12 protein-coding genes are annotated in these 11762 nt (G+C 62.7%); 9 read left to right on the forward strand and 3 right to left on the reverse strand.

Translation table 11 applies throughout. The annotated features are described in order from the left end of the window. Position 1 precedes the first annotated feature (1 nt). Positions 2-514, reverse strand: a complete 513-nt coding sequence (locus AB4M76_RS04980) for a TRAP transporter small permease subunit (protein WP_368440701.1) — start codon at positions 512-514, stop codon at positions 2-4. Beyond that, positions 511-1269, reverse strand: a complete 759-nt coding sequence (locus tag AB4M76_RS04985; RefSeq protein ID WP_368440702.1) for an SDR family NAD(P)-dependent oxidoreductase — start codon at positions 1267-1269, stop codon at positions 511-513. Before AB4M76_RS04985 ends, AB4M76_RS04980 begins: the two co-directional genes overlap by 4 nt. A 129-nt stretch (positions 1270-1398) precedes the next feature. Between AB4M76_RS04985 and AB4M76_RS04990 the strand changes: the two genes are divergently transcribed. The 9 genes from AB4M76_RS04990 to AB4M76_RS05030 all read left to right on the forward strand — a co-directional run bounded on the left by AB4M76_RS04990 (position 1399) and on the right by AB4M76_RS05030 (position 10257). Then, positions 1399-2160, forward strand: coding sequence for a GntR family transcriptional regulator (locus AB4M76_RS04990; RefSeq protein WP_368440703.1), 762 nt, complete (start codon positions 1399-1401; stop codon positions 2158-2160). Between the two features lie 17 nt (positions 2161-2177). Beyond that, a complete protein-coding gene (locus AB4M76_RS04995; RefSeq protein ID WP_368440704.1) occupies positions 2178-2795 on the forward strand; it encodes a glutathione S-transferase in 618 nt (205 codons plus the stop codon). A gap of 765 nt (positions 2796-3560) precedes the next feature. Further along, positions 3561-4439 carry a LysR family transcriptional regulator gene (locus AB4M76_RS05000; protein WP_368440705.1) on the forward strand — a complete coding sequence of 293 codons (879 nt, stop codon included), beginning with the start codon at positions 3561-3563 and terminating at the stop codon, positions 4437-4439. Positions 4440-4604: 165 nt separating this feature from the next. Then, on the forward strand, positions 4605-5273 hold the full coding sequence (locus tag AB4M76_RS05005) for a hypothetical protein (RefSeq protein ID WP_368440706.1): 669 nt from the start codon (positions 4605-4607) through the stop codon (positions 5271-5273). 65 nt (positions 5274-5338) lie between these two features. Beyond that, positions 5339-6298, forward strand: coding sequence for a TRAP transporter substrate-binding protein (locus tag AB4M76_RS05010; RefSeq protein WP_368440707.1), 960 nt, complete (start codon positions 5339-5341; stop codon positions 6296-6298). A 92-nt stretch (positions 6299-6390) separates the two neighbouring features. Then, the gene (locus tag AB4M76_RS05015) at positions 6391-6900 is read left to right on the forward strand and encodes a TRAP transporter small permease (protein WP_368440708.1); all 510 of its coding nucleotides are present in this window, start codon (positions 6391-6393) and stop codon (positions 6898-6900) included. A 2-nt stretch (positions 6901-6902) separates the two neighbouring features. Beyond that, positions 6903-8201, forward strand: coding sequence for a TRAP transporter large permease (locus AB4M76_RS05020; protein ID WP_368440709.1), 1299 nt, complete (start codon positions 6903-6905; stop codon positions 8199-8201). A gap of 11 nt (positions 8202-8212) precedes the next feature. Beyond that, complete coding sequence (locus AB4M76_RS05025; protein ID WP_368440710.1) at positions 8213-9418, forward strand: amidase family protein; 1206 nt, start codon at positions 8213-8215, stop codon at positions 9416-9418. Further along, positions 9415-10257 (forward strand): hypothetical protein, encoded by an 843-nt coding sequence (locus AB4M76_RS05030; RefSeq protein ID WP_368440711.1) that lies wholly within the window; start codon positions 9415-9417, stop codon positions 10255-10257. Before AB4M76_RS05025 ends, AB4M76_RS05030 begins: the two co-directional genes overlap by 4 nt. A 320-nt stretch (positions 10258-10577) precedes the next feature. On the opposite strand, the gene AB4M76_RS05035 is transcribed toward AB4M76_RS05030, so the two are convergent. Then, on the reverse strand, positions 10578-11762 hold the full coding sequence (locus AB4M76_RS05035) for an amidohydrolase (protein WP_368440712.1): 1185 nt from the start codon (positions 11760-11762) through the stop codon (positions 10578-10580).

The raw sequence follows: 11762 nt of genomic DNA on the forward strand, positions 1-11762 counted from the left end.
ATCAGCTGGGATCTGCGGGATGAGGGTCGGGGTGGTGGCGGTTCGCGGCGATCTCGATCAGTCGCAAAACCATAATGAGACAGGCCAGCACGAGACCTAAAGGCAGCAGAAATTTCGTCGGCCAGATCACCACCCGCCAAGTGCCTTCGACGATCTCGCCGATGCGCCAGGCCTTAATCGCAGGCGACCATGACAGCCAGGCCAGCCCGCCATAAAATAGAGCTGACAAGGCCGTTCCGCTCAGCAGCGCCAAGGTTTTCGCGCGGCGGCCGAACATATTGTAAAGAAGCTCGACAACGATGGAGCCTTCGGTGACCTCCACCCAAGCCAGCGGCAGAAACACCGCCGCGACCATATAATAGCTCGCGACCACTTCGGCAGTGCCGGGTATTGGGGCATTGAAGACATATTTGCCGATTACATCCGCCGTGACATGCACCATCATCAACAACAGCGCGAAGGCTGCTATCATGACAAGAATATGCGCGAGGAAATGGGAAATGCGTGTGATCATTGCATCCGGTATCCGCCGTTCACGTCAATGATGCTTCCTGTGATATAGGCGCTGTCAGGACCGGCCAAAAAGGCCACTGCGCCTGCCACATCTTCAGGCGAGCCGATGCGTCCCTGCGGGATCGATTGAGCGATCTCGGCGTCCTGTGATGGGTTGAGCGACAAGCGCAACATCGGCGCGTCAATCAGGCCGGGGGCCACGCCATTGACGGCCACATCGAGGGCCGCGCCCTCGCGCGCTCCGGCGCGAATGAGGCCCAGAACCGCAGATTTGCTGGCAATGTAGGCCGAGCTGGAACGGTAGCCGCCCAATTGTGCCGCGACGGATGAAAAACCGATGAACCGGGCGCCTTTGATCTTATGCGCGCGGCGCGCGCGCAGAAATTCACGCAGAAGCAGAAAGGTACCCGTGCTATTGACCTGTTGGGTCACGGACCATTCCTCGATTGAGGTTTCCGTGATCGCGCGGCGCTGGCCACTGTCATCAAGGATCAAAATCCCCGCGGCTGCCACAAGCACACTGAGGGCGCCATGCGCGGCCTCAATCTGTTTCATTAAATCCCCAACGCCTTTTTCGTCAGAGACATCCAAAGCGTAGCCGCAATGGCCTTCGCCCGGCAAACCTGCCGCTACCCGCTGCGCGTCCTCTGCCGACAGATCGGTCGCGATGACACTAAAGCCGTCTAAGGCCAAGCGCTCACATACGGCTTTGCCAATTCCGCCGCTGGCGCCGGTAACTAATGCGAATCTGCTCACGCTTATGTCCCTTCGGTTAATTCCTCTCCGCAAAATGGATACAATCTCGCAGCGAAGTCAACATATTTATCCTATAAATCGCTGCATTGGATAAAATCAGCGGCTTGGCCACTTGCGGTAGATTTGTAATTGGGTGACAATCCGACCGCGAGAGGCAAGGAGTGTGCGATGATCGTGAACGGAATCACCGTGGCGGACGGGGCTACCAATGCGCTAAGGGAAATGATCTTGTCCGGCGCGCTTCGTCCCGGCGAGCGGGTGCATCAGGACCACCTGGCAGAGCTTTTGGGCCTGTCGCGAACGCCGCTCCGCACCGCGTTGGCCACGCTCGCGAATGACGGGCTGCTGGATTACGAATCCAACCGCGGATACCGGGTTCGGGAATTTTCCGTGGATACAATCCGCAGCGTGTTTGAGATCCGTTCGGTGCTCGAAGCCCAAGCCTGTCGCATTGCGGCGCGGATTGGATGCTCTAATGCCATGCTTGATGAGCTGGATGCGCTTTTACAGACGGGCGATGATATCTTGGCCTCAGGCGAGCTTGACCCCGCAGCCCTGCCAGCCTGGCGCCAAATGAATGTGAAGTTTCACGACGCGATCATGCGGGAGACCAACAATCCGCTATTGGGCGAATTTGTCGCGCGCACCCATAACGTGCCCATGGTGTCGGACCGGGTAATCCTTTGGGATGACTATACCATCATCCACCGGTCCCACGATGACCATCACCGCATCGCCCGCGCCCTGCGAGCTGGTGAGGGCGAGCGCGCCGCCGCGATTATGAATGAACATGTTAATTTTGCCGGCGATCTGCTGATCGAGCGGCTGCGCCAAGATCCCGAAGGGGCATTGCAACATTTGCTTTCGAACGCCGCTTCAGGCGGAAAATAAACAAGGAAACCATTATTATGACGATCAAACTGTTCCATTCTGCGGCCTCTCCCTTCGTGCGAAAGGTGCTAGTCTGCGCTCATGAAAAGGGTGTGGAAAGTGACGTCGAACTTCTGGCGTCCAAAGCCTGGCCGGTGAAACGCGATCCAGAAATTGTGCGCGAGAACCCTTCGGGGCAGGTGCCCTCCGCGATCCTGGAGGACGGTTCGCCGCTGTTCGACAGCCGGGTGATCTGTGCCTATGTTGACACGATGAGCGACAACGCGCCTTTGCTTCCTGCCGAGGCCAAAGCCCGTTTCGCCGCGATGACGCTGGAGGCGCTCGGCGATACGTTGATGGGCGCGGCCCTACTATGTCGTTATGAAAGCGTGCTGCGTCCGTCGGAATTTTACTGGGATTTGTGGCATGAGAGCCAGATGGAAAAGATCGGCAGCGCGCTCGACGATCTGGAAGACCGCTGGATAGAGACATTAAACGGTCCGGTCTCCATCGGTACGATTACGATCGGCTGTGCGCTCGGCTATCTCAACTTCCGCTTTGCTGATAAAGACTGGCGGAACGGAAGGACGAAACTCGCAGCCTGGTACGACAAATTTGTAACGCGCCCATCGATGGTCGCAACGATGCCCGAATAGTTCAACACGGCCCCCGCTTGCATCGTACTGAGATCACGTGACAATTTTGCACGGAGGTGGTCGTGGTAGAGTGCGTCGACATGACACCAGGGGGCTTCGGACGATGAGGCCCAAAGATCTCCCGGGCGCTAATGGCCCGGGATAGCGCGCATTGTGCAAGACGTTGAGGTCGGCTCGAAGCGTTAGGGGGCCAGATCTGTTTAGATATGGCTCCGCGACCGACGGCGTGCCTCGCTTCAGGATGAACGCTTTCTGCGCTTCCAAATTTTCGACGCCTTCACGTTTCCGCTCCTTGCCCAGCCCAAAAAGCTTAGCCGAAAACTCCAGCGTCAATCGATCAAGTTTTCACGGGGTTCGAGCAGCCTTTTCTGTTAGGGCTTCGCGAACGCTTTAGAGCCTATCTTCCGTACCAACCCACTCCACCGCAGCGGGCCATCGAAAATTTTTTGCACGCTACTGTGACGCGCCCCGTGGGATACCGGGTGCCTGTCACGTTCGTGAAAACACGTAGTGTTGAAAGGTTCGGCTCGTTCAGCTCCCTCTACCGCGCTTGCAGCCCTTATCATATCGCGCGATAGTCGGTCGGAAGCATTTGTCGGTGCTCAACGGGCCGGGGGAGGGGGCCGATCCCCCCAGCACAGCAAACCGCCTTGGACGCATAGGGGCTTCACGCCGGTCGAGATGACGCCTTATGGAGGGGCAGGGTAGGCCAAGCCAAGCCCCCAAGCCTATTTTCCCACGAAAGCTGAATGAGAGTAGATCCTTATGAACACACGGTTCTTGGAAACCTTCGTCATGGTTGCCAATCTGGGCAGTTTTCGCGCCGCCGCGCAGCAGTTGAATGTAAGCCAAGCTACCGTATCGAGCCGGATTTCCTCGTTGGAAACGGAGTTGCAGGTTCACCTTTTTGACCGCGAGTTCCACGTCACCCGTATCACCGCGGCGGGGGCGATGATTTTGGACAAGGCGCAGGACATACTCGCGACCGAGCGCAATCTGCGCGAGACCCTGTCGGACCCGGCCACGCCGGTCGGGCGGGTGCGGCTTGGGCTGGTGTCCTCGGTGGTGCACACTTGGCTGTGCGATCTGATTGAGGAGGTGGCGCGCTGCTATCCCCGGCTGGAGTTGGAACTGACCGTAGAACCGACGCCCAACATCGCCGCAGCCTTTGAACGTGGCGGGCTGGATATGCTGCTGACCACCGATGACCGTCACGATGAGACCTGTGTCTGTGCCGAGCTTCCGCCGCTGGCGATGGGTTGGTTCGGCCCCGAAGGGATGCGCGACGAGGCGCTCACTTTGTCTGACGTGGCTTCAAGTCCCCTGATCACCTTTACCCGCAATTCTCGGCCCCATGCGAATGTTCTGTCACTGTTTAGCGAACAGGGGCTGCGGCCGACGATCGTTCATTGCATCACCTCATTGGCCGCGATTGCACGGCTGACCCGGCGCGGTTTGGGCATCGCTACCTTGCCGCTGGGATGCGATCTTGCCGGGCCGGGGCTGCACAAGCTGGAGGTCGATGCCGAACTGCCATCGCTGCCGCTCTATTGCGTCTGGCGGCGCAGTTCCGATGCCGCGACCCATAAGGCAATCGCCGAACTGGCGCGCGCCTGTGCCGAGCGTCATCACCAACTGTCCTGAGGTGATCACCAATTCCGATCACCCCCTGTGAAATAATCCCGTTTGCGGCAGGGGCCGTTCTGGCCAAGGGTGCCCCCTGACGAAAACGACCGGCTCAGGTGGCCGCAGCGGGGGGTCTTTACCACATGCTGCGCGGATGGGTCGGTCTCAATTACAGGAACCAGAATGTCCAATATCCGCAAGACAGATCAGGCGCAGCTATTTGTCTGGAGTGATGTCGACCCCGATCATGAAGCTGATTTCAACCAGTGGTATGATCGTGAACATATGGAAGAGCGGGTGCGCATCCCCGGCTTCACCGGAGCGCGCCGGTATCGGGCGGTCTCCAATGCCGCACGGCGCTATCTGGCGCTCTATCGGGCCGAGACTCTGGCTGCTTTCACCTCGGCGGCATATCAAAAGGCATTTACCAAACAGACCCAATGGTCCGTCACCAACTTTGGCCGCATGTCCAACACCCGCCGCCGGGTGATGCAGGTGGCGCAGGAAGGCGGCTTCGGCTGGGGCGCGGCGCTGGTTTTGGTCGAACTGAAACCGGGCGCGGTTGCTGATGAGCAGGTGAACGATCTGCTGGAAGGCCTGATGAAAGAGGATGGCGTCCTGCGGGCCCATTACATGGTGCCGGATGCGGAACTGTCCACGCCGCTGCCCTCCGAGGCGAGCGAAGGCCGTGTGCTGGCCCCCTGTCTCGCCGTGGATGTCTCCTCGGAGCCGATTGCCGAGGCGACCCTGCGCCAGCTTACCGAAGCGTTTGGCGATGCCCTGCGCGAGGCCGAAACCTTCCGTCTGATGTGGGCGCTGGACGAACACGACCTGCCCGCCCTAGAAGACTGATCGCCGCGCCGGTCCGGGTTCACCGGGCCGGTCAGAAATAACGACCCAACAAGGAGAAACCTAAGATGAAACAGTTCTTGATCACGACCGCCTGCGCCGCGCTGGCCGCCGGCATGGCCCATGCCGAAACATGGAAGATGTCGGCCGATGCGCCCGACGGCAACTACCTGACCCAGAACATCCGCGCCTTCGCGGATGATGTGGCGCGGCTTTCGGACGGCGAACTGGAGATCGACGTGGTGTCGAACTCGGTGCTGCTCAAGCGGACCGAACTCAAGCGCGGCGTGCAGCGGGGCATCGTGCCGATCGGCGAAGTCCTGATCTCGGCGCTCGGCAATGAAGACGCGGTCTATTCCGCCGACGCGGTGCCGCTTCTGGCCACGACTTTCGACGAAGCGCGCGCGCTGTGGGAAGCCTCCCGCCCGATCTACGAGGAAAAGCTGGCCGAAGACGGTCTTGTCCTGCTCTATGCCGCGCCCTGGCCCCCGCAGGGGATCTACATGAACCAGGAAGTCACCGATGCATCGTCCTTCGACGGGGTGAAGTTCCGCGCCTATAACCCGTCGACCGCGCGTCTGGCCGAACTTCTGGGCGCCGTGCCCGCCACCATCGCGACCTCCGAGATCAGCCAGGCGTTCTCGACAGGGGTGATCAACGGCATGATCACCTCCCCCTCCACCGGCGTCGACAGCCAGGCTTGGGACTTCGTCTCGCATTACTACGATGTGCAGGCATTCCTGCCCAAGAATATGGTGATCGTGAACAAGCAAGCCTATGACGGCCTGTCCGAAGAGGTCCAGTCGGCGCTGCAGGAAGCGGCGGAACTGGCCGAGGCCCGCGGGTTCGAGATGGCCGAGGAGGCCACCACCGAAGCGACCGAAACGATGGCCGAGAATGGCATGCAGGTTCTGCCGACGCCCGAAGCACTGGCCAGCGATTTCGAAGCGATTGCCGAGACAATGCGCAGCGAATGGCTGGAACAGGCCGGCGAAGACGGGCAAAAGATCGTCGATGCGTTGAAGTAATCAACCTTGCCCGGGCGGGATGCCGCCCGGGCTTCTACCACAAACACCGGAAGCGGGGCACGCGCCCTGCTTCCCGATCTGGAGCCCGCAGCATGCCGTTCACCCGCCATATATTCACTCTGTGCGGGGCTCTCGCCGCCCTGTCTCTCTTGGGGATTGCCGTCTTGATCCTGTCGCAGATCGGTCTGCGGATGGTCGGGCGCCAAATCCCGTCAGCCGATGATTTTGCGGCCTGGGGGCTCAGCGCGTCGATCTTTCTGGCCTTGCCCGCGACCCTGATCCGCGGCGACCATATCCGGGTCACCTCCCTGCGGCAGCTGATGCCGGCGCGGCTGGGCCATGCGGCGGATGTGCTCGCCGCACTCTTTGCCACCGCTTTGATGGGCTGGGCGGCCTGGGCGATCTTTCAATATGTCATGGAGAGCTGGTCTTACAACGACCTGAGCCAGGGCGTCGTGGCGGTGCCGCTGTGGATCCCCCAATCGGCCATGGTGCTGGGCTCCGTGCTCTTTGCCCTGGCCTTTGCAGAACGCAGTCTGCGTTTGATCCTCGGCCTGCCGGTCGAAATGGATGACCGTGACGAACAGGCGCGGGGGGAGTGAATATGGACATTCTGACACAATCCGCCGTTCTGGTCCTCACCCTGCTGATCCTTCTGGGCCTGGGGGTCTGGGTCGGGGTGGCGCTTCTGGCCTCTGGCGTCGTGATCTTCATGCTCTTCACCTCGACACCGGTCGAGGCGATCCTTGGCACGACCATGTGGGCCCATTCTGCCAGCTGGACCCTCACGGCGCTGCCGCTCTTTATCTGGATGGGGGAAATCCTCTATCGCACCCGTCTTGCCGAAGACCTCTTCTCTGGCCTCGCCCCCTGGGTCGGGCGGCTGCCGGGCGGTCTGGCCCATGTCAACGTCGTGGGGTGCGGCATCTTCGCGGCGGTGTCCGGCTCTTCGGCGGCGACGACCGCCACGGTTGGCCGCATCTCCCTGCCGGAACTGAAAACGCGCGGCTATGCCGACCGGCTGGCGATCGGCTCGCTCGCGGGGTCGGGCACGCTTGGCCTGCTGATCCCGCCTTCGATCGTGATGATCGTCTATGGGGTGGCGGCACAGGTCTCGATCAACCGTCTGTTCATCGCGGGCGTGCTGCCCGGGCTGATGCTCATGGCCCTGTTCTCGGGCTATATCGCGATCTGGTCCAAATTCAATCCGACCGGCGTGCCTGCGCCCGAAAAAGCGGTCTCTCTGGGCGAGCGCCTGCGCCGGTTGCGCATGCTGCTGCCGGTGGTCGGGCTGATCATCGGGGTGATCGGCTCAATCTATGCCGGGGTCGCCACGGCCACCGAAGCCGCCGCGATCGGCGTTGCCGGGGCCCTGATCATCGCCGCTTTCGGGCGGTCACTGAACCTGCGCACCTTCACCGATTCCCTGCTTGGCGCCACGCGGACCTCCGCGATGATCGGGCTGATCCTGCTCGGCGCGGCCTTTCTGACCTCTGCGATGAGCTTTTCGGGGCTGCCGGGACAACTGGCCGAGATCATTTCCTCCAGCGGGCTGGGCGCGCCCGGTCTGATCGCCGTGCTGACCGTGTTCTTTGTCTTGCTGGGCTGTTTTCTGGACGGGATTTCGATCGTGGTTCTGACCACCTCGGTGGTGATGCCGGCGGTGGCCGCCGTTGGGATCGATCCGGTCTGGTTCGGCATTTATCTGATCATCGTGGTGGAGATGGCACAGATCACGCCGCCTTTGGGCTTCAACCTCTTCGTGATCCAAAGCCTGACCGGTAGGTCCATCTTTGAGATCACCCGGATGGTTCTGCCTTACTTCATGATCCTCGTCCTTTCCGTGATCCTGCTCACCGCCTTTCCGGGGATCGCCACCTGGCTTGTGCAGCAAACAATTTGAGGGCCGATAGAATGACCGATACCCCCCAGACACGTCTTGAGGCCGCAAGGGCCCGGGCAAGTGCGCCGGATTTCACCCAGCTGTTCGATGACCCGGCCAGCGGCCAAGGCCCGCTGACCGGGCTCACGGTGGCGGTGAAAGACCTCTTTGATGTGCGCGGACAGATCACGCGGGCCGGGTCGAAGGTGCGCGCCGGCACCCCCGCCGCGACTGAGGATGCGGAGGCCGTGGCGCGCCTGCGCCGCGCCGGGGCAGGGCTGATCGGGCATAGCAACATGACCGAGTTTGCCTATTCCGGCCTGGGCCTGAACCCGCATTACGGCACCCCCATGACGCCGCTGCGCGAGGGCTGTATCGCCGGCGGATCGACCTCCGGCGGGGCCTCTGCCGTGGCACGCGGCGTGGCCGATCTCGCGCTTGGCAGTGACACCGGCGGCTCCCTGCGCATCCCGGCTGCCTTCTGCGGGATCGCGGGCTTCAAGCCCACGGCAAGCACCGTGTCCCGCGTGGGCGCGGTGGCGCTGTCGCATTCGCTCGACAGCGTCGGTCTGATCGCCCGCGAGGTCGGGCTTCTGCGGCCTGCGCTGAACGTGCTGCGCGACCAAAGGCTGCCCGAAGCGACCCTGCCGCGCACCGTCATCGTGCCCGAGAACTTCGGTCTCGACGGTGCTGATGCCGAAGCCCTCGACGCCTTCGAGACCGCGCTGAGCGCCCTGCAGGCGGCCGGGGTCAGCCTGCGGCGCCTGTCGCTCGACATTTTCGAGCGCTACCGCGCCTTGCCCGTCTGGCAATTTTCCGCAGTGGAATCCCGCGCCCATCACGGGTCGCATTATGACACTGCGCGCGCCGATCTGGACCCGCGCGTGGCCGCGCGCATGGCCCGTGCCGAGGGGGTGACCGCGATAGACTTTGCCCGCACCCTTGCCGCGCGCGCGGCCTTGATCACGGAAGCCGCCCGTCTGTTTGGCGAGACGCCGGTCGCGCTGCCCAGCGTCGCCGTCATGCCGCCAAAGCTCAGCGATCTGGCTGAGGATGCGGAATATGACCGGATCAACCTGCTCGCCCTGCGCAACACCAGCTTTGCAAATGTCATCGACGGCTGTTCGGTGAGCCTGCCGCTGGCCAGCCACCCCGGCGCCGGGCTGATGTTGACCGCCAGTCAGGGCCGGGACGCCGCGCTGCTGACGATGGCCGAGGAATTGGCGCCCGCCCTATGACGACGCCCGCCGAGACCGCGCGCCCCCCGGCCTATGTTGCTCTGGCCGAGCAACGCTACCGGGTGGCGCATATCGCGGGGCCGGAGCTTTCCGGCATCAGCGATGTGGCGGTCTTTGGCGCGCGGGTCGTAGCCCTCAGGCGCGGCCAGCCGGAACTCGTCCCCCTGCAATTGGACGGCAGTCTGGCCGGGCAGGGTCAGGCGCTCCCCGACCTCGTCTGCGGGCATGGCTTGCGCCGCATCGGCCCGGATCTTCTTGCCGTGACGGATGTCGATGGCCACAAGATCCTGCTCCTCGACGCCGCCCTGAAGGAGGTCGCACGGCTGGACTGCGCGGAACATCCGGGGCTGGGGCGGCCCTTCAACCACCCCTGCGACTGCACACGCGGGCCCGATGGGCGCTACTATGTGGCGGATGGCTACGGCAACAGTGCGGTCCATATCTTCGACCCCGAACTGCGGCATCTGAAGAGCTTCGGCGGTCCGGGAGACGCGCCCGGCGAGTTTTCGACGCCCCATAGCGTCCTCTTCGATGCGCAGGGTCGGCTCTGCGTGGCCGATCGCGAGAACAACCGCATTCAGATGTTCGATGCAGAGGGCAACTGGCTGGGGCAGATCGGCGGGCTTCACAAACCGATGGCCTTGGCGCTGACCCCCGAGGGGCACCTGCTCGTCACCGACCAGACCCCGCGTCTGTCGGCCTATGACGCCACGGGCCGCCTCATCGGCCGTTGCCGGACATTCTCGACCTACGGTCACGGGCTGGCGGTGCAGGCCGACGGCACGGTGGTCATCGCCGAAATGAACCCGGATCGGGTGACGCTTCTGATCCCCGTTTGACCTATGCATTGGGTTCGCGCGACCACGGCGCGCCAGATTGAGCTGATGGCTATCGCTGCATCGCGCTCTGCTGACCACGACTGGCGGCTCCGCTCCCTTTTCGGCGAACATTGCACCGTAAACGAAGGGCTGCAAAAGATGTAGCTCCGGTTCGTCGTACTCATTTGCCGGCTCTCAGGATCGTCCGTGATATCCGTCCGGTAGTCTGGAAGCAACTGGACCACATTCCATGTCGCGAAATAGCCTTGGGGTTTTCGCCGTTTCTAAGTCATACTGCCCACGGTAAACATCGGGTGCAGCTGCCAGATCGCCCCGCCACCCTATCGCGCCTCTGCCCCGCAAAGCTCCTGCACTGCCGCGATGAACACCGCCGCCCCTTTGGGGATCAATTGGTCCGGAAAATCAAAGTCGGGGTTGTGCAGGCTGGCGGTCTCCATCCCCGATCCCAGCAGGAACATCGCCGACTTGGCCTCTGCGCCGAAGCGGCCGAAATCCTCTGAGCCGCGCATTGGCATTTCGGCTTCCGCCCGCGCCAGCCCGGCGGTGTCGAGGGCGCGGTCCAAGATGCGGGTGGCGTCGGGATCGTTTTCACAATGCTGGAACACGTCGTGATAGGACAGCTGGTGATCCAGCCCCGCTGACTGCGCCACATCCGCAATCTCGCTCTCTGCGCGGCGGACCAGATCTGCCATTGCCGCGTCCTTTTGCGTGCGCAGCGTGGCCCAGACCTCGGCCTGTCCCGGCGCGATGCCGAAAGCGGGCTCTCCGAGACGGGCGTGGGTGACCGTGACCAGGGCAAAATCGGGATCGGAAGTCTCGCTGGATCGTCCCAGGCCCGGCAGCGCGGTCAGGAGCCTTGCCACCGCCGGGGCCGGGGAGATGCCGTTCTCGGGCTGCGAGGCATGGGCCGTGCGCCCGGTCAGGGTGATTTTCAACCCGCGCGAGGCGCAGTTCAGAGGGCCGGGGGCGAGCACCGCGGCGCCCATGGGAATGCCGGGGAAATTATGCAGGGCAAAGGCGTAATCCGGGGCGACCCTGGCGAAACGCGGGTCGGCGATGACCTTTGCCGCCCCCGAGCCATCCTCCTCGGCCGGTTGAAAGAGTAGGATGATCCGGCCTCGGTCGGGGCGATTGCGGCTGAGCCAGCGCGCCGTGGCCGCCAGAATCGCCATATGCCCGTCATGCCCGCAAAGATGCCCTTTGCCCGGGGTTTTCGAGCGGTGGGGCAGGGTGGGGTTCAGCTCTTCGATGGGCAGCCCATCGAGTTCGCAGCGCAGCAGCACGGTCGGGCCGGCGGTCTTGCCATCAAAAATGGCTGCGACCCCATGACCGCCCAACCGGGTCAGAACCCTGTCCGGCCCGCAGGTTTGCAACAGGGTCACGACCCGGTCGGCGGTGGCGGATTCTTCGCCGGAAAGCTCGGGGTATTGGTGCAGTTCCCGCCGCCATTGGGTCAGGTCTTGCAGGTCTTGCTCGGTGAACAATTGTGTATCGGTCATTGCCAT

It is taken from the genome of Sulfitobacter sp. PS-8MA, from assembly GCF_040933935.1.
Lineage (GTDB): Bacteria > Pseudomonadota > Alphaproteobacteria > Rhodobacterales > Rhodobacteraceae > Sulfitobacter.